The sequence below is a fragment of the Mesorhizobium sp. LNJC391B00 genome (assembly GCF_000502535.1).
Lineage (GTDB): Bacteria > Pseudomonadota > Alphaproteobacteria > Rhizobiales > Rhizobiaceae > Mesorhizobium.
Map to the genome: position 1 here is coordinate 177,627 of NZ_AYWI01000006.1, position 17,855 is coordinate 195,481.

The following is a 17,855-nucleotide window of genomic DNA, read 5'->3' on the forward strand; positions in this document are numbered from 1 at the left end:
TCGCTCAAGGGGGAGAGACACCCAACTCCTGCGAGAGGGGTTCGGTCACAAGCGCGATGAGGAAGTGTGCAAGGATCCAAGACCTTGCGATCCTTGGGTCTTTGGCGGGAGGAGAGCGCAGCCCGATCAGGCTCTTCAGGCGCTTGAAGGCGAGTTCGATGCGCCAGCGCATGCGGTAGAGCTTGAGGACCGTATCGGCGGGAAACTCCTCCCGGTCAAGCGAGGTCACAAGCAGGACGAAGCCGGCGGCAATCAGCGTCTGCGGTTGAACCTTGTTGCCCTTGGCCCTGGCTTCCTTGTTGATTTTGCGCCGCGCTTCTTGTGCCGCGGCCTCGGATTTGCGCAAGGCGATCAGGCGCATCTTCACAGGCTCGCCCTTCTTGAGTGCCAGCCGGGCAGGCGTTTCGCAGACTTCCTCCCGGCAGCTCTCCAGGAAGCCGATGAGATCGAACGCCCTGCCGTTGGCGTCGAGCCATCGCGCGTTTTTCCACGACGCGCGCACAACAACATCGCCGCCTTGCGCCATCACCTTGGCGATCCGCTCGGCCTGCAGATAGGCGCGGTCACCGATGCGGATCTCGCCTGGCACCACCGGCACGCGGTCGATCAACTCGGCCTCGCTCTGGTCGGTGATCTCGAGGAAGTCGAACTGCTCGCGCTCAAGCTCGAAGGCGCAGTGCATGCGCCAAAGACCATTGTTCTTCTTCTCATACGCACCGGCCTTGGCAACCGCTGTCGCATCGAGGATGCGAACCAGTCGGCCTTTGGCCAAACCTGCATCCTCGCGCTTCAAAAGGTGCCCAATCAACTGCTGCAGCCATGGTCCTGCATTGCGCAGCCGGCCAAGCAACGCCACGTCCGAAATGTCGGCAATCCCGCTCGCCGCCGCCCAGGCCACGACGCCCCGCATGCCAACCTTGCCAAGGCAGTAAGCCAGTGTCAGGCGCAACAGGTCGCTCGCCGACCTGACGCCCCGCGGGCGCAGGAACGCCTTCGTCTCGCGGGCACTTGCTGCGATCAACTCTTCGCCGCCCAGAAGCTCAATCGTCTCGGCCCAGCCGTCATCAACAAGCGATTCGTGTGTCATCGCAGCGTAGAATCACACCCGATTCCGCAAGGCAATACCTATCTTAGCGCCTATGCCCTCGAGGGGAGGGTCGCGGAGCAAGTGCCGCAAGGCGGCACTGGTGACGCGGGGTGGGGTCGGTGCAGCCTCGCCGACCCCACCCCGTCTCGCAGTCTCCGCTTCGCTTCGACTACTCGCCGACCCTCCCCGAGGGGGAGGGTAAGGCGCCGCGCTCTAAATCGCCGCCGTAACGATAATCTCGACGGTGTATTCCGGCCCTGCAAGCTTGGCCTCACCCGTGGCGCGGGCGGGCGTGTTGCCTTGCGGGACCCACTTGTCCCATTCCTTGTTCATCTCGGCGAAGGTGCCCATATCGGCCAGCCAGATGATCGCCTGCAGGATCTTGGTCTTGTCGGTGCCGGCCTTGGCCAGCAGTTCGTCGATAGATGCGAGGATCGACCTCGTCTGTTCGCCAACGCTGGCGCCGGGCGTTCCGACCTGGCCGGCGAGATAGACGGTGTTGCCGTGGATGACGATCTGGCTCATGCGCGGGCCAACATCGATGCGACGAATGCTCATGGGATGGTTCCTTCGTTTGTCGGTGCGCCTGTTTAGAGTCGCTGCCGCCTCCGGGCAAGGCCAACAGCGCGAAACCTCTTGAGCCTGGGTTGGATCTTAGACCGCAAATGTCTATCTGCGCCGAGGTATTTCTTTCCGGCGCGGATTGCCGACCTCGTGTGAGAGTGGCAAGACTTCGCGCCAAACCAGGTTGAGAGGATGAGAGCCATGGAATATCGAGAAATCAGCGAGGACTATTCGGTCTCGGGCCAGATCCAGCCCGAAGATGCCGCCGCCATCAAGGAAGCCGGTTTCAAGAGCGTGATCTGCAACCGGCCGGATGACGAGCAGCCCGACCAGCCTTCGGCCGACAGCGTCAAGGCGGCGGTCGAAGCCGCGGGGCTGGCCTTCCGCTACATCCCGGTAATCAGCGGCCAGATCACAGCCGAGAATGTCGAAGATCAGGCCGAAGCGCTCGACGCGCTCGAAGGCCCGGTATTTGCTTATTGCCGCTCCGGCGCGCGCTGCACCAATCTCTACGGGCTGATTCAGCAGTCCAAGGGGTGAGCATCCTGAGGCGCTGGCGATCCCTCACACCCCCCTCTGTCCTGCCGGACATCTCCCCCGGGGGGAGATCGGATGTCGCCTTCGCTCTTCGCCAATCGCCGACGTTGCAGGATGAGCGCTGGACAAAGCTGCTGATCTCCTCCTTGCGGGGGAGATGGCCGGCAGGCCAGAGAGGGGTGCTGTCCCGCCGACGTATCAACTGAAACTCTCTCAAACTAGATCGGCAGCGCCCCGGTCTCCTTCAGCGTCTCCAGCACGATCGCGGTCTTTACATGCTGCACGGAGTCGTGCGGCAACAGCACGCCGTTGACGAATTCCGACAGCGATTTCAGATCGGGGGTCACCACTTTCAAGATGTAGTCCATCTCACCGGTCAGCGCGTGCGCGTCCTGCACTTCCGGCAGCCGCGCCAGCAATTCGCCGAAGCGCCGCGCATTGTCGCGGTTGTGGGTGGCCAATGTCACCGAGATGACATTGACCAGCGAGAAGCCGAGCTTGTCGCGGTCGAGCACCGCCCGGTAGCCCTTGATATAGCCGTCCTCTTCCAACCGCTGGCGGCGGCGCGAGCATTGGGAGGCGGAGAGGTTCACCCGCTCCGACAGGTCGTTGTTGGTCAGCCGCGCATCGCCCTGCAGAAGTGCCATTATCTTGCGGTCGAACTGATCGATGCGCGTCTCATTCATGATCTTTGGCCCGTTTGTGCACAATTCACGCACGATCTGATCATTTCAAGCGTTTGAATGCAAGCACCGTGCAGCCGCTCCGCGTTATGATTGCGCGTGGTCCGCTGCGGCCACCGCCAGTTTTGGAGCAATGCCATGGGTCCCTTCCCGCACGACGCACCGCCCGCAAAGATCAGCAAGGAAAACCCCGCCGGCACCGACGGTTTCGAGTTCGTCGAGTTCGCGCATGCGGAGCCGCAGAAGCTCGCCGAACTGTTCACCCGCATGGGCTATGTCGCGGTGGCCAAGCACCGCACGAAGGACATCACCGTCTGGCGCCAGGGCGACATCAATTATGTCGTCAATGCCGAGCCGGGTTCGCATGCGATGAAGTTCGTCGACATGCACGGCCCGTGCGCCGCCTCGATGGCCTGGCGGGTTGTCGATGCCAAGCACGCTTTCGACCATGCGGTGTCGAAAGGCGCCACGCCCTATGAAGGCGACGACAAGGCGCTCGACGTGCCGGCCATTGTCGGCATTGGCGGTTCGCTGCTCTATTTCATCGAAGCCTATGGCAAGAAGGGCTCGGCCTATGATGCCGAATTCGACTGGCTGGGCGAACGCGATCCGCGGCCGCAAGGCGTCGGCTTCTATTTCCTCGACCACCTCACCCACAATGTCTATCGCGGCCAGATGGACAAATGGTGGTACTTTTATCGCGAACTGTTCGGCTTCAAGCAGATCCATTTCTTCGACATCGACGGCAAGATCACCGGCCTCGTCAGCCGCGCCATCACCTCGCCCTGCGGCAAGATCCGCATTCCGCTAAATGAATCCAAGGACGACACCAGCCAGATCGCCGAATACCTGAAGAAGTACAATGGCGAAGGCATCCAGCATATCGCCGTCGGGACCGACGACATCTACGCCGCCACCGACAAGCTTGCCGACAACGGGCTGAAGTTCATGCCCGGTCCGCCGGAGACCTACTACGACATGTCGTACAACAGGGTGAACGGGCATGACGAGCCGATCGAGCGGATGAAGAAGCACGGCATCCTGATCGACGGCGAAGGCGTGGTCGACGGCGGCATGACCAAGATCCTGCTGCAGATATTCTCCAAAACCGTGATCGGCCCGATCTTCTTCGAATTTATCCAGAGGAAGGGCGACGAAGGTTTTGGCGAAGGCAATTTCCGCGCGCTGTTCGAGTCGATCGAGCAGGACCAGATCAAGCGCGGCGTAATCAAGGTCGATGGCAAGGCGGCGTGAACCCCCGTTTGCGGCTCGATCGGCCTTGATCTGAGTTTCGATCAAAAGGGTCAAGCCGTGAACGTCTCCATAACCGAAGCAAAGGCCAACTATCGGAACTCGTCGGCCGCGCGGAAGCCGGCGAGGAGATAGTCATCACTCGTCACGGCAAGATCGCGGCGCGGCTCGTGCCACCAGTTCGAGAAGACTTGTTGTCGCGCATAGGTGCCCTGAAGGGCAAGATTCGGATTTCAGACGATTTCGACAAACTCGGCCCTGAATGGAACGAGTACACCAGATAAAGGTCAGAGGCCCAACCGCTCGACCTCTTCTTTCCTCACCTTCAAATCATAATCGAGCAAAAACTCGTCCAGCTGCGGCGGTGCGACCGAGCTGCCCGAGAGCATCGCGTGAACCTGGCCGCGATGGTGGATGTCGTGCAGGAAGACATGGGCGAGAATGTCGCCGATCTTTTCGGGGATCATGCCGTCCTCGCGCCGGTCCGTGATGACCTGACGGTCGAGATCCGCCTCCGACAGCTTCTCGCAAAAGGCGATCAGGCGCCGGTCGGCCGCGACCTGAGCGGCAAACAGCGCCTGCGGGTCATCGAACGGCACGTAATCGTCATGGGCGGCCGCGCCGACGCCGCCCTCCTCAAGGAAATCGAGATAGAGATGATCGACCGCAAGGATGTGGTTGAGCGTTGCCTTGATCGACGGGAAGAAGCCGGTGCGTTCGGCTTCGAATTCGCCGGGCTTCAGCGCAAGCACAGCGCGGTAGAGCCGGTCGTTCGACCAGAGATTGTTGCCGGCCATGCGGCTGAAATGCTCGAGCAGGGTCACGCGTTCATTCGTCTGATCAGGCCAATGCCAGCCGCCATCACCGCGAAGCCGGCGACAACGATCAGCAGCAGCCGGTTCATGCGCCGCCGCATCGCCTGCGTCTCCTCGTCCCGTGCCACATTGGTGTTGGTGATGGTGTGGAACATCATCGCCTTGCGCGGGTAGCCGCTGCGGTTGGTCAGATCGGGCGAGCGCGCCTCGATGCGGTAGCTCAGCCGGATCGCCTGGATGAAGACCACCAGAATGGCCAACGCCCAGACGCCGGCCAGCAGGTAGAACGCCTCGCCCGTCATTGCATTGCCCCCTCTTATGCCTGGGACTTCTCGACCTTCTGCTCGATGGCGCCGAAGATCGAGTTTCCGCTTTTATTCTTCATCTCGATACGCACCGTATCGCCAAAGCGCAGGAACGGCGTCTTGGGCTCGCCAGACTCAATGGTCTCGATCATGCGCAGTTCAGCGATGCAGGAATAGCCGGCGCCGCCGGCCGCCACCGGTTTGCCCGGCCCGCCATCCAGCTTGTTGGAGACGGTGCCGGAGCCGATGATGGTGCCGGCAACCAGCGGCCGTGTCTTTGCGGCATGGGCAATCAGCGCCGGGAAGTCGAAGGTCATGTCGACGCCGGCATTGGCACGGCCGAACGGCTTGCCGTTGACGTCGGCGAGCAGAGGCAGGTTGACCTTGCCGCCATCCCAGGCGTCGCCGAGTTCGTCCGGCGTCACCGCCACCGGCGAAAAAGCCGAGGACGGCTTCGACTGGAAGAAGCCAAACCCCTTGGCGAGCTCGGGTCCGGTGAGCGCGCGCAGCGTCACATCATTGACCAGCATGACCAGCCGGATGGCGGCGCGCGCCTGGTCGAGGCTGGCGCCCATCGGCACGTCGTCGACTATGACGGCGACCTCCGCCTCCATGTCGATGCCGAAGGCTTCGTCCGCCGCGCGGATCGGCTCGCGCGGCGCGATAAAGGAATCCGAGCCACCCTGGTAGATCAGCGGATCGGTCCAGAAGCTTGCCGGCATCTCTGCGCCGCGGGCTTTGCGCACCAGCTCGACGTGGTTCACATAGACAGAACCATCGGCCCATTGATAGGCGCGCGGCAGCGGCGAATGGGCGTCATGCTCATGGAAGCGTGCCGACGGCACCGCATTGTTCTCCAGCGATTCGGCGATCGTCGCCAGGTGCGGCGAAATCCGCTGCCAGTCGTCGAGCGCGGCCTGCAGCGTGCGCGCCAGGAACGAGGCGTCGGTGAAGCGCGTCAGGTCGCGCGAGACGACGACAAGCTTTCCGTCGCGCGTCCCGTCCCTCAATGTGGCAAGCTTCATGCGGTTTCCTCTCCTGATGCGGCTTTGGCGCCGTCTAAGTTCACAACAAGGCCGTCGCGGGCAATCGTCAAGTCACCCGCCCACGATTTCCTGACGGCGGCCTCCCAGTCGGCATCGCCGATCGCGGCATCGTCGGCCGGAATGAGGTGGTTGAGCACCAGCCTCTTCACCCCGGCATCGCTGGCGATGCGCCCGGCTTCCTCGGCAAAGGAGTGGCTGGCGAGCAGATGTTCTTTCAGCCGCGCGCCATTGCCGGTCCTGGCGACCAGCCGCTCGATGCCCTCGTCCAGCATGGCTTCATGGACGAGGATGTCGGCATTTTTGGCGAAGCCGGCGAGCGGCGGGAAGAAGGCGGTGTCGGATGAGAAGACGACGCTTTTACCGCCTTGCTCGAACCGCAGCGCGAAACAGTCGGTTACCGGTGGATGGTCGACGCGCAGTGCCGAGACCTTCAGGCCGCGTTGTGCGAAAACCTGGCCTTCGCCGAATTCAACGATCGAAACCAGTTCGCGGATGTCCGGCCTGCCTTCGTCGACGATTCGGATCTCGATGTCGAACTCCATCGCCTGGCAGAAGCGCCGCCAGTAATGGCCGGTGCCGGGCGGTCCGAACAACGTCACCGGACTGGCCAGACCGGCGGTCCAGGCGGTGTGGAGCAGCGCCCCCAGTTCCAGCACATGATCGGAATGCAGATGGGTGACGAAGATCAGGTCGAGCGCCTTCAGGCTGACGCCGGCATCGACCAGGCCACGCGTGACACCCAGCCCGCAATCGACGACGATGGTCCGCCCGCCAAGCTCCAGCAGCGACGAACTCGGCCACGGCCCGCCCGACCGCAATGCCGGGCCGCCTTTCGAGCCGAGAAGCACCAGCCGGTCGCTCATCGAGCTGATCTCAAGACCAGTCGCCCTCCGGCGTGCCGTTGAAGCGCTTCTTCAGGTCGGTCCAGCAGTCAATGTAATTGTCCTGCCTTGTTTCAAGCTCGGCGCCGTAGCGGGTCAGCATTTGCGGGAATCGGGTCTCGAACATGAAGGCCATCGTGTTGTCGAGCTTGACCGGTTTCAGCTCGGAGCGCGAGGCCTTTTCGAAGCCAGGTGCGTCGGGGCCGTGGGCCAGCATCAGATTGTGCAGGCTGATGCCGCCGGGCACGAAGCCTTCTTCCTTGGCGTCGTACTGGCCATGGATCAGGCCCATGAACTCGCTCATGATGTTGCGGTGGTACCAGGGCGGCCGGAACGTGTCTTCCGCCACCAGCCAGCGCGGCGGGAAGATGACGAAGTCGATATTGGCGGTGCCCTCCTCGCCGCTCGGCGCCGTCAGCACGGTGAAGATCGACGGATCGGGATGGTCGAACAGGATGGCGCCGACCGGCGAAAACGTCGCCAGATCATATTTGTAGGGCGCATAGTTGCCGTGCCAGGCGACGACGTCGAGCGGCGAATGGCCGATCTCGGTGACGTTGAAATTGCCGCACCATTTCACCGTCAGCCGGCACGGCGTCTCCTTCTCCTCGAACCAGGCGCTGGGCGTCTTGAAGTCGCGTGGGTTGGCCAGGCAGTTGGCGCCGATCGGGCCGCGGTCGGGCAGCGTCAGCTTGGCGCCGTAATTCTCGCAGACATAGCCGCGCACTTCCTTGTCGGCGAGCTCGACCTTGAACACCAGACCGCGCGGCAGCACGGCGATCTCGCCGGGCCGAAGCTCGATGACGCCCATCTCGGTGACAAAGCGCAAGGCGCCGACCTGGGGGACAATCAGCAACTCGCCGTCGGCGTTGAAGAAATGGTCGTCGACCATCGAGCGGTTGGCGACATAGACATGCGCCGCCATGCCGCTTTGGCCCAGCACGTCGCCGGCGGTGGTGATGGTGCGCATCCCTTGAATGAAATCGGTCGGCTCCTTCGGCATCGGCACCGGGTTCCAGCGATACTGCCCGAGCGCCAGTTCGTGGTCGCCGACATTGGGTGCTGTCTTCCACAAGGGATAGCTCGCTGCCTTGAAGCGGCCGGTGTGTTTTACGCTCGGCCGGATGCGGTAGAGCCAGGAACGCTCATTGGTGCCGCGCGGCGCGGTGAAGGGCGAGCCCGATAGCTGTTCGGCATAGAGCCCGTAAGCCGGCCGTTGCGGCGAGTTCCGCCCCTGCGGCAGCGAGCCGGGTAGCGTCTCGGTTTCGAAGTCGTTGCCGAAGCCCGGCATGTAGGAAAAGGTCATCCGATCCTCCCTGACCCCGGCCCCGCGATGCGCTGCTTGCCGGCGATGTTGACCAAACTGGTTTCATTTGTAACCATCGAAAATGTAACTATCAACCGCGAACGCATCCACGGTGCAGATGGAAATCCTCGAACTCGAAAGCTTCCTGCCCTATCGGCTCTACCGGCTGGCCGACGCCGTCAGCCGCGAATTTTCAAAAATCTACCGCGACCGCCACGGCCTGACGCGGCCGGAATGGCGCACTCTTTCGGGGTTGGGCCAGCGCGGCACGATGACGGCGACAGCGCTTGGCGAGCAGTCGGCCATGCACAAGACCAAGGTGTCGCGCGCGGTGGCCGAGCTTGAGCGGCGGCGCTGGCTGGTACGCACAACCGACGAGAATGATCGACGTGTAGAGCATCTGGCGCTGACGAAGGCGGGGCTGGCGGCCTATGGCGAAATGGTGCCGCTGGCGAAGGCGTTTGAACGGGAGTTGCTGGAGAGGCTGAGCACAGAGGAGCGGACAGCGATTGTGAGCGGCGTGGCGGCGCTGGAGGGAGCGTTGGGTGAATAAAGAATCTGCTCCGCCGTGATCCTTCACACCCCCCTCTGTCCTGCCGGACATCTCCCCCGCAAGGGGGGAGATCAGATGTCGCGAAGGCTTTCGCCAATCTCCAATGTTGCAGAGGTTGGCGAGCCGTCAAAGCTGCCAATCTCCCTCCTTGCGGGGGAGATGGCCGGCAGGACAGAGGGGGGTGCTGTCCCGCCGGCTTCTCCAGCTAGAACGTGCCTCTGCGCCTACCAATCCATCACCACCTTACCCGAACTGCCGCTCCTCATCGCATCGAACCCCACCTGAAAATCATCAATCCCGATGCGGTGCGTGATCAGACCCGATACATCCAGCGGCCCCTGCACCAAGGCGATCATCTTGTACCAAGTCTCGAACATCTCGCGGCCGTAGATGCCCTTCAAGTGCAGCATCTTGAAGATGACCTTGTTCCAGTCGATCTCGAAGCCGGTCGGCGCGATGCCGAGAATGGCGATCTTGCCGCCATTGTTCATGGTGTCGATCATGTCGCGAAAGGCGGGCGCGGCGCCCGACATTTCCAGGCCGACGTCAAAACCTTCGGTCATGCCGAGCGCCGGCATGACATCCCTAAGCTTTTCCTTCGAGGCGTCGACGACATGCTGGACGCCGAGCTTTTTGGCCAGCGCCAGCCGCACCGGGTTGATGTCGGTGATGACGACTTTTCGCGCCCCCACACATTGGGCAACGAGCGCGCCCATGATGCCGATCGGCCCGGCGCCGGTGACCAGAACGTCTTCACCGACCAGGTCGAAGGACAGAGCGGTGTGGACGGCATTGCCCAGGGGATCGAAGATCGCGGCGATCTCGTCGGGCACATCGTCGGGGATCGGCACGACATTGTGCTGCGGGATCGCCAGATATTCGCCGAAGGCGCCGGGGCGGTTGACGCCGACGCCGAGCGTGTTACGGCAGAGATGCCCCCTGCCGGCGCGGCAATTGCGGCAATGGCCGCAGACGATGTGACCTTCGCCGGAGACACGCTGGCCGACCTTGTATTCGGTGACCGCAGCGCCGAAATCGGCCACCGTGCCGACGAATTCATGGCCGGTCACCATCGGCACCGGCACGGTCTTCTGCGCCCACTGGTCCCAATTGTAGATGTGGACGTCGGTGCCGCAGATCGCCGTCTTCTTGACCTTGATCAGCACGTCGTTGGGGCCGATCTCCGGCACCGGTGCCTCTTCCATCCAGATGCCCGGTTCGGCCTTGGCCTTCACCAGCGCCTTCATCATGTTCGACATGCTACAACTCCTTACCCTCCCCCTTGTGGGGAGGGTGGCCCGNCCGCCCGCTTGCTTCGCAAGCGGTCGGAAGTCGACCCTCCCCACAAAGGGGGAGGGTAAAACTCTCAGCCAATCACGCCCAGTTCCTTGCCGACCGCGGCGAATGCCGCCACGGCGCGGTCGATGTCGGCGGCGGAATGCGCCGCCGACATCTGCGTGCGGATGCGCGCCTGGCCTTTCGGCACCACCGGGAACGAAAAACCGATGACATAGATGCCGCGCTTCAGCATACGCGCCGCCATTTCCTGCGCCAGGCTGGCATCGCCCAGCATCACCGGGATGATCGGGTGATCGGCGCCGGCCAACGTGAAGCCGAGCTTGCCCATCTCGGACCGGAAGCGCGCCGCATTGGCATAGAGGCGCTGGCGCAGGGCGTCGCCATTTCGGATCAGCTCGAACACCTTGATCGAGGCGCCGGCGATCGCCGGCATCAGCGTGTTGGAGAAGAGATAGGGCCGCGAGCGCTGGCGCAGCCAGTCGACCACCTGGCTTTTGCCCGAGGTGTAGCCGCCCGAGGCGCCGCCGAGCGCCTTGCCGAGCGTGCCGGTGATGATGTCCACCCTGCCCTCGACGCCGCAATGCTCGGCCGAGCCGCGGCCGTTTTTGCCGACGAAGCCGACGGCATGGCTGTCGTCGACCATCACCATGGCGTCGTATTTGTCGGCGAGGTCGCAGACGCCTTTCAGATTGGCGATGATGCCGTCCATAGAAAACACGCCGTCGGTGGCGATCAGCCGGAAGCGGCAGTCTTTCGCCTCCTTCAGCCGGGCTTCGAGATCGGCCATCTCGTTGTTGGCGTAGCGGAAACGCTTGGCCTTCGACAGTCGCACGCCGTCGATGATCGAGGCATGGTTCAGCGCATCGGAAATGATCGCATCCTCCTCGCCGAGCAGTGTCTCGAACAGGCCGCCATTGGCGTCGAAGCAGGAGCCGTAAAGGATGGTGTCGTCCATGCCGAGGAATGATGAAATCGTTGCTTCAAGCTGCTTGTGCTCTTCCTGCGTGCCGCAGATGAAACGCACCGAAGCCATGCCGTAGCCGTAGCGGTCCAGCGCGCCTTTGGCTGCATCGCGCAATTCTGAGCTGTCGGCGAGGCCGAGATAGTTGTTGGCGCAGAAGTTCAGCACCTTGTCGCCGCCGACTTCGATCTCAGCCGACTGGGTCGAGGTGATCACCCGCTCGGATTTGTAGAGCCCGGCGGATTTCAGCCCTTGCAGTTCGTTGTCGATATGGGAGAGGAATGCCGCGCTCATGATCAGGTCCTGTTGAGATTGGCGCGACTGTCGCGCTACGCGCACTAAAAATCCACCGCAAAAGCGACCGCTTCGGTGGCGCGGCTGCCTCAACCCTGGCGCGATCCGATCGCATGGCCAGCATGCTAGAGTAGCAGGCACGCGAATACGGCCATGCCGCGAAAGAACATGATAACCATCTCGGCAGCTTTCGTTTACTGCGGAAGCAGCAGTTCCGCCGGCTTCCAAACCTGTTAACCCTTTCAAGGCAATGGTGTTCTTGCCACGAATCGGTGGCAGAAATCCGTCGACCGAGGGGTCACCTAGAATATGTCGCAGCAGCCGGCGCAAACCGTCTCGGGCAAACTCATCCTGCTGATCAAGAGCGGCTACTGGCTGGCGCTGCTGATCATCGCCGCCATGGTGATGGCCTCCTTCATCCTGCTGCAGCAGATGATGGCGGCGCAACAGCACAACCATACTCTGCTCGACATCGTCAGCACCCAGAAGGCGCTGTCGCAGCGCATTGTCTTTTTGACCAGCGCAACCGGCTCCGCCGCGCGTGACAAGCAGCCGGCCCTGGTTGCCGCGCTGAAACAGGCGACCGCCGAGTTCGAGACGAACTACGACCTGCTGCTCAAACAGACGGGAGCCGACCCACTGTCGCCAGCATTGTCCGATCCAAAGTCGATCGAGAGCGTCCTTTACGGCAAGCCGTTCCACCTCGACTATTTCTCGGTCGGGCTGGTCGCCAATGGCGAAAGGCTGATCTCGTCCTTCGAATCCCAGCTCTCCGGCAATGCCGCCTACAAGGGCGGCGGCGAGCGCGTCAATCTCGATGCTTCCGTCGCCAATGCGACGCTGTCGGGTTATGCCGCGCTCGGCCAACGCATCGCCGCATTCGCAGACGAGCGGTCGGAAAAGCTCCTCGATCTCCATCGCACCTTGTTCTACGCCACCATCGGCGTCATCGTCCTGGTGGCGCTTTTCATCTTCCGGCCGATGTCGAAGGCGATCCTGCGCAAGACGCACGAGCTTGTCGATGCCCGCAACTCGATGGCCTTCATCGCCGTACATGACGGGCTGACCGGCCTGCACAACCGCACCTTCCTGACCGACCACTTCGAAACGCTGATCAAGGGCGCGCATCGCCGGCGCGAGAGGCTGGCGGTCATCCAGCTCGACCTCGACCGGTTCAAGCAGATCAACGACACACTCGGCCACGCCGCCGGCGACTATGTGCTGGTCGTCACCGCGCAGCGCATGCGCGATTCCTGCCGTGCGTCGGATCTCTGCGCGCGCCTTGGCGGCGACGAATTCGTGATGATCCTCAATGGCGCCGGCGGCCCCGAGGACATCAACATGCTGGCCCGGCGCATCCTGGAGGAGATCAACGAGCCGATTACCTTCCAGGGCACGACCATCCTTCCAGGGGCCAGCGCCGGCATTGCCGTCTATCCCATCGACGCCGACAATGCCGAGGATCTGCTCGTCCACGCCGACCTCGCGCTCTATTCCGCCAAAAAGCTCGGCGGCGGCAGCTTCTCGTTCTTCTCCGAGGAACTCAGGCGCGAGCTAGACTACCGCAAGCAGCTCGAGCACGACATCAAGGTCGCGATTTCGGAGAACGCCTTCCAAGTCTATTTCCAGCCGCAGGTGTCGCTGAGCAACGGCGCCATCAGCGGCATCGAGGCGCTGGTGCGCTGGAAGCATGCCGAGCGCGGCATGATTGCGCCGGGCGAGTTCATTCCGGTCGCCGAAAAATGCGGCTTCATGCCCGAGATCGGCCGCATCGTCTTTACCAAGGCGATCGAGCAAGCAGCCGAATGGGATCGCGCCGGCATCGCTTTCGGCCGGCTTGCCGTCAACGTGTCCGGCACCGAGCTGCGCGAACCCGACTTCGACCGCTTCCTGTTCGCGACGCTGGAAAAGGCCGGCCTTGCTCCGCAGAAACTGTCGCTGGAAATCGTCGAATCCGTCATTCTCGACGACGAGAAGACGGGCATCGCGGCGAAGCTGCGCCACATCCGCGCTGCCGGCGTCCATCTTGAGCTCGACGATTTCGGCACCGGCTATGCCTCGCTCAGCCACGTCAATCCCAACGAGATCGACCGGCTGAAGATCGACCGCCGCTTCGTCCAGAACATCAACGAGAATGGCGACAACACCAAGATCGTGCGCGCCATCACCGAGCTGGCGCGCGGTCTCGGCATTTCGATCGTCGCCGAGGGCGCGGAAACCGAAGCCGAGCTCGATTCGCTGATGGCAATCGGCTGCGATCAGGTGCAGGGCTATTCCATCGCCTTCCCGATGCCGCAGGACAAAGCGCGCGAATGGCTGCTGGCGCGCAGCCCGAAGAAAGCCAAGCTGAAGGTGCTTCAGGGCAATTTAGCCTAGACTATTGCCCACCGGTGCCGGTCATTTGGCCGGCGCGACATTCGCCCGCAATGCCGCCAGCACCTCGGCGAACTCCGCCAGCCTGTCGTCCGGCAATCCCGCGCGCAGCCGCTTGTCGAAGATGAGAGCCGCCGCCCGCAGCTTCAGGAACATCGTTTCGCCCGCCTGCGTCAGCTCGACCAGATGAACCCGGCGGTTGTCCGGATCGCGGCGGCGCGTCAGCAAGCCTTGCGCCTCCATGGCGTTGAGATGGTGGGTGAGCGTGGCGCCCTGGATGCCGATCATGCCGGCAAGTTCGCGTTGGTTGGCAAGCTCGCTCGACTTGACCGAAAGCAAGGTCAGCCACACCGGCAGCGTGCCCCCGGCCTCGACCAAAGCGGCGTCAAATGCCTGCGCCACCAGCTTGGAGGTGCGCGCGAGATTCATGCCGATTGGCGGACGGTCAAAGGGAGTCATGCGCCGACAGTAGAACAAGGCGCCGAGCGATGGAACGCGGCATTATACATTGACATCGAACCATTTGATACCTAACTATCATGGGTGTCGATCTACCGAGTTCGTATCATCCTGCATTCGACAGGGATCCGAGGACGGGCGGCGGGCAAGGAGGAAGCGGTCATGCAATATGTCTACATCGTCGTTATCGGCCTTCACGTCATGGCCGGTGTGTTCTGGGCCGGCACCACCATCACGCTTGCCCGCGACCCCGAGATCAGGGCGGAGCGCTTTATCGGACCGCAAATGGGCTCGGCCGGCATGGTGTTCGTGACCGGCGCCCTGCTCTGGTATTTCTTCCACGGCGCCTATTTCGGCTCGATGGAAATGGTGCTGGCGCTAGGCATCCTGGCCGCCTTCGCCGCTGCCGGCGTTCTCAGCGTCGTCGTCCGCAAGACCAGCCGGCAGCTTGCCGGCGCGGACGTCGCAACGGAAGCGGCGCTGCGCACCAAAATGGCCCGCGGCGAGCGCATCGCCGCCTGGCTGCTGGTGCTCACCGTGCTTTGCATGGCGACCGCCAGGATGATTTGAGCCCTGCCGCGCGTCGCCTCCCGGTTGAAGACCATTCCGCATCGTGCGTCGCCTGGCTCTCGGCTGGTGGCGTACGCGGCGCGCAGTTCGGACGGATGTGCAAGGTGGCTCTCCGCACAGAGGTTTGGCTGCGCGCCACCCATCACTTTGATCGATCGAGATGCGCCCGCCGGAAGGGTGAGATCGAGCTTTGGAACAAGCCGTAGGCCGGCTTGTAGGCTCAAACCCGCAAGCCGAACCTGATGCCGTCATAGATGGCGGCATGGATGTTGCGCGAGGCGACTGCATCGCCGATGCGCAACAGCACGAAGCCGCCTTCGGGATTGCGTGAAGGAAAAATATCGCCGCCGCCGACCAGCCGCTCATAGTCGACCGCGCCACCATTCTTCGACAGCGGTTTCAGCTGGAGATAGAGATCGTCGAGCGGCGCCGTGCCGTGCTCGACCACCACCTGGTCGACCCGCCTCTCGCCGCGCCAGCCGTCGGCAAAGTCGGAGGCGAGTTCGGCGACCAGCTGGTTGCCCTCGCGCCGTACCGAGCGCAGCCTGGTGTTGATGGTGATGGTGACGCCCTTCTCCTGGAAGGCGCGCATATAGGGCACGTGGTTCATGCCGCCCATTTCGGGGGCGAAGAAGCGCTCCGGCGAAACCAGGTCCAGCTTCGAACCGGCATTGGCGATCAGCTCCGCCGCGCCCATGCCCTGATGGCCGCCATTGTCGTCGAAGAGCAGCACGTTCTCCGCCGGCTTGACGCTGCCGGCCATGATGTCCCAGCTCGACGTGACGAGATTGTCGCCCGATGTCAGCGGCGGGTTCTGCGGCAGGCCGCCGGTGGCGATCACCACCACATCGGGCGACAGCGCCAGCACATCGTCCTGCTCGGCCCATGTATCGTAGCGGATCCCGACGCCGAGCCGGTCGAGTTCGGCCAGCCGCCAGTCGATGATGCCGATCAGTTCCTTGCGGCGCGGGTTCTGCGTCGCGAGCCGGACCTGGCCGCCGGCCTGACCGGAGGCTTCAAGCACCGTGACATGATGGCCACGTTCGGCCATGACGCGAGCTGCCTCGAGCCCGCCAGCGCCAGCGCCAACGACGACGACGTTCCGCCTGGGCCCTTCGGTCATGACGATGATATGCGGAATCTCGGCCTCGCGGCCGGTCGCGGCATTGTGGACACAGAGCGCTTCGCCGCCTTCATAGATACGATCGAGGCAATAGGTGGCGCCGACGCAAGGCCGGATCTCGTGCTCGCGACCTTCCATGACCTTCTTGATGATGTGCGGGTCGGCGATATGGGCGCGGGTCATGCCGACCATATCGAGCTTGCCGGTCGCGATGGCGTGGCGCGCCGTGGCGACATCGGAAATCCGCGCCGCATGGAAGGTCGGGAATTTCGTTGCCGCCCTCACCTCGCCGGCGAAATCGAGATGCGGCGAAGAGCGCATGCCGGTCACCGGGATAACCTTGGTGAGCGCCGCGTCGCTTTCGATCGAGCCGCGGATGATGTTCAGGAAATCGACCTTGCCGGAATTGGCGAGCCGTCTGGCGATCTCGACGCCCTCCTCCTTCGACAGGCCTTTGTCAAAATCCTCATCGGCGACCATGCGGATGCCGACGACGAATTTTTCGCCGACCGCCGCCCGCACGGCATCCAGCACCATGTCGGTGAAGCGCAGCCGGTTGTCGAGCGAACCGCCGAACTCGTCGTCGCGATGGTTTGTGGCGGGCGACCAGAAGCCGTCCATCAGATGGCCGTAGGATTCGAACTCGATGCCGTCGAGGCCGGCGGCCTGGCAGCGCTGCGCAGCCGACGCATAGTCGGCGACGATGCGCTCGATGTCCCAGTCCTCGATGGTTTTGGGGAACGCGCGGTGCGCCGGCTCACGCACCGGCGAAGCCGACAGCACCGGCAGCCAGTCGGCCTTGTTCCAGCCGGTGCGGCGACCAAGATGGGTGATCTGGATCATCACCTTGCAGTCATGCTCGTGGCAGGCGTCCGCCAGTTCGGCCAGCCACGGCACGATGCGGTCGTCATAGACATGCAGATTGCCAAAGGCGGCCGGGCTGTCGCGCGAGACGATCGCCGAGCCCGCCGTCATGGTCAGCGCCATGCCGCCCTTGGCCTTTTCGGCGTGGTAGAGCCGGTAGCGCTGTTTCGGCATGCCGTCCTCGGAATAGGCCGGCTCGTGGCTGGTCGACATCACCCTGTTCTTCAGCGTCAGGTGTTTGAGCTGGTAAGGCTGGAGAAGCGGGTCGTTGCTGGTCATCATCTTCCTGCCATTCCAATTTGTGTCGGAGCAGCGCGTGCTGCTCCAGTTCTTGTCTTAAGCATCGAATTTATTCGAAAATCGCTGCACACTTTTCGGTCCGGTGCTAATGAGCGCGGAAAATCCCCAGGAAAACCGCGATGATCGATACCAAAACCCTCACCCAGCTCGGCGCCCACGTCGAGACGCCACAGAGCCCGGAGACCGCGGTCCTGGAGACCGTGCCGTTCCAGCGCGGCGACGGACCGCCGGCGATCGTGCGCTTCACCTGCCCGGAATTCACCTCGCTCTGCCCGGTAACCGGACAGCCGGATTTCGCTCATATCGTCATCGACTACGCACCCGATGCCACGCTCGTGGAATCGAAGTCGCTCAAACTGTTCATGACCTCGTTTCGCAACCATGGCGCTTTCCATGAAGACTGCACGGTGATGATCGGCCGCCGCATTGTGGCGGCAACGAAGCCGCTGTGGTTGCGCATAGGCGGCTATTGGTATCCGCGCGGCGGCATTCCGATCGATGTCTTCTGGCAGACCGGCGCTCCGCCCGAAGGCGCCTGGTTGCCCGACACCGGCGTTGCCCCCTATCGCGGAAGGGGCTGAAGC

The 17,855-nt window shown here is 63.0% G+C and carries 18 protein-coding genes and 1 pseudogene; 7 read left to right on the forward strand and 12 right to left on the reverse strand.

Annotated elements, in window-relative coordinates:
• Positions 1-4: 4 nt before the first annotated feature.
• Together X750_RS148785 and X750_RS148780 are read right to left on the reverse strand one after the other, a co-directional pair.
• Complete coding sequence (locus tag X750_RS148785; protein WP_023747721.1) at positions 5-1,087, reverse strand: transposase; 1,083 nt, start codon at positions 1,085-1,087, stop codon at positions 5-7.
• Positions 1,088-1,300: 213 nt separating this feature from the next.
• On the reverse strand, positions 1,301-1,645 hold the full coding sequence (locus X750_RS148780) for a RidA family protein (protein WP_023672906.1): 345 nt from the start codon (positions 1,643-1,645) through the stop codon (positions 1,301-1,303).
• A gap of 207 nt (positions 1,646-1,852) precedes the next feature.
• On the opposite strand from X750_RS148780, the gene X750_RS148775 reads away from it, so the two are divergent.
• Positions 1,853-2,191: a TIGR01244 family sulfur transferase gene (locus X750_RS148775; protein ID WP_023672907.1), complete on the forward strand. Its 339-nt coding sequence runs from the start codon at positions 1,853-1,855 to the stop codon at positions 2,189-2,191.
• A gap of 215 nt (positions 2,192-2,406) precedes the next feature.
• Here the strand turns inward: X750_RS148775 and X750_RS148770 are convergent, their stop codons facing one another.
• A complete protein-coding gene (locus X750_RS148770; RefSeq protein ID WP_023747722.1) occupies positions 2,407-2,874 on the reverse strand; it encodes an Lrp/AsnC family transcriptional regulator in 468 nt (155 codons plus the stop codon).
• A gap of 135 nt (positions 2,875-3,009) precedes the next feature.
• On the opposite strand from X750_RS148770, the gene hppD reads away from it, so the two are divergent.
• Positions 3,010-4,125, forward strand: a complete 1,116-nt coding sequence (hppD, locus tag X750_RS148765; protein WP_023747723.1) for a 4-hydroxyphenylpyruvate dioxygenase — start codon at positions 3,010-3,012, stop codon at positions 4,123-4,125.
• A gap of 124 nt (positions 4,126-4,249) precedes the next feature.
• Positions 4,250-4,406 (forward strand): annotated as a pseudogene (locus X750_RS1000000164605) (type II toxin-antitoxin system prevent-host-death family antitoxin); the annotation flags it as partial.
• A 3-nt stretch (positions 4,407-4,409) separates the two neighbouring features.
• On the opposite strand, the gene X750_RS148760 reads toward X750_RS1000000164605, so the two are convergent.
• From X750_RS148760 to hmgA, 5 genes are read right to left on the reverse strand one after another with little or no spacing between them, the layout of a single operon-like run.
• Positions 4,410-4,946 (reverse strand): DinB family protein, encoded by a 537-nt coding sequence (locus X750_RS148760; RefSeq protein ID WP_023747724.1) that lies wholly within the window; start codon positions 4,944-4,946, stop codon positions 4,410-4,412.
• Entirely contained in the window at positions 4,943-5,239 is a 297-nt protein-coding gene (locus X750_RS148755) for a hypothetical protein (protein WP_023694415.1), read from the reverse strand. The genes X750_RS148760 and X750_RS148755 overlap by 4 nt, the downstream gene beginning before the upstream one ends.
• Before the next feature lie 14 nt (positions 5,240-5,253).
• A complete protein-coding gene (locus X750_RS148750) occupies positions 5,254-6,267 on the reverse strand; it encodes a fumarylacetoacetate hydrolase family protein (protein ID WP_023747725.1) in 1,014 nt (337 codons plus the stop codon).
• Positions 6,264-7,151: an MBL fold metallo-hydrolase gene (locus X750_RS148745; RefSeq protein WP_023747726.1), complete on the reverse strand. Its 888-nt coding sequence runs from the start codon at positions 7,149-7,151 to the stop codon at positions 6,264-6,266. The genes X750_RS148750 and X750_RS148745 overlap by 4 nt, the downstream gene beginning before the upstream one ends.
• Positions 7,152-7,161: 10 nt before the next feature.
• Positions 7,162-8,475, reverse strand: coding sequence for a homogentisate 1,2-dioxygenase (gene hmgA / locus X750_RS148740; RefSeq protein WP_023689622.1), 1,314 nt, complete (start codon positions 8,473-8,475; stop codon positions 7,162-7,164).
• Between the two features lie 118 nt (positions 8,476-8,593).
• On the opposite strand from hmgA, the gene X750_RS148735 reads away from it, so the two are divergent.
• On the forward strand, positions 8,594-9,028 hold the full coding sequence (locus X750_RS148735; protein WP_031203942.1) for a MarR family transcriptional regulator: 435 nt from the start codon (positions 8,594-8,596) through the stop codon (positions 9,026-9,028).
• A 224-nt stretch (positions 9,029-9,252) separates the two neighbouring features.
• On the opposite strand, the gene tdh is transcribed toward X750_RS148735, so the two are convergent.
• Both tdh and X750_RS148725 read right to left on the reverse strand, forming a co-directional pair.
• The gene (gene tdh / locus X750_RS148730) at positions 9,253-10,287 is read right to left on the reverse strand and encodes an L-threonine 3-dehydrogenase (RefSeq protein WP_023747728.1); all 1,035 of its coding nucleotides are present in this window, start codon (positions 10,285-10,287) and stop codon (positions 9,253-9,255) included.
• Between the two features lie 107 nt (positions 10,288-10,394).
• On the reverse strand, positions 10,395-11,582 hold the full coding sequence (locus X750_RS148725; protein ID WP_023747729.1) for a glycine C-acetyltransferase: 1,188 nt from the start codon (positions 11,580-11,582) through the stop codon (positions 10,395-10,397).
• Between the two features lie 309 nt (positions 11,583-11,891).
• Here X750_RS148725 and X750_RS148720 point away from each other — a divergent pair, with 309 nt between their 5' ends.
• Positions 11,892-13,958 carry an EAL domain-containing protein gene (locus X750_RS148720; RefSeq protein WP_023672920.1) on the forward strand — a complete coding sequence of 689 codons (2,067 nt, stop codon included), beginning with the start codon at positions 11,892-11,894 and terminating at the stop codon, positions 13,956-13,958.
• Positions 13,959-13,979: 21 nt separating this feature from the next.
• Here the strand turns inward: X750_RS148720 and X750_RS148715 are convergent, their stop codons facing one another.
• The gene (locus X750_RS148715) at positions 13,980-14,414 is read right to left on the reverse strand and encodes a MarR family winged helix-turn-helix transcriptional regulator (RefSeq protein ID WP_023682928.1); all 435 of its coding nucleotides are present in this window, start codon (positions 14,412-14,414) and stop codon (positions 13,980-13,982) included.
• A 162-nt stretch (positions 14,415-14,576) separates the two neighbouring features.
• Between X750_RS148715 and X750_RS148710 the strand changes: the two genes are divergently transcribed.
• Positions 14,577-14,984, forward strand: a complete 408-nt coding sequence (locus X750_RS148710) for a hypothetical protein (RefSeq protein WP_023682929.1) — start codon at positions 14,577-14,579, stop codon at positions 14,982-14,984.
• Between the two features lie 220 nt (positions 14,985-15,204).
• Here X750_RS148710 and X750_RS148705 read toward each other — a convergent pair whose 3' ends face one another.
• On the reverse strand, positions 15,205-17,250 hold the full coding sequence (locus X750_RS148705) for an NADH:flavin oxidoreductase (RefSeq protein ID WP_023747730.1): 2,046 nt from the start codon (positions 17,248-17,250) through the stop codon (positions 15,205-15,207).
• A 140-nt stretch (positions 17,251-17,390) separates the two neighbouring features.
• On the opposite strand from X750_RS148705, the gene queF reads away from it, so the two are divergent.
• Positions 17,391-17,852, forward strand: coding sequence for a preQ(1) synthase (gene queF, locus X750_RS148700; RefSeq protein WP_023682931.1), 462 nt, complete (start codon positions 17,391-17,393; stop codon positions 17,850-17,852).
• The last annotated feature ends 3 nt before the right edge of the window (positions 17,853-17,855 follow it).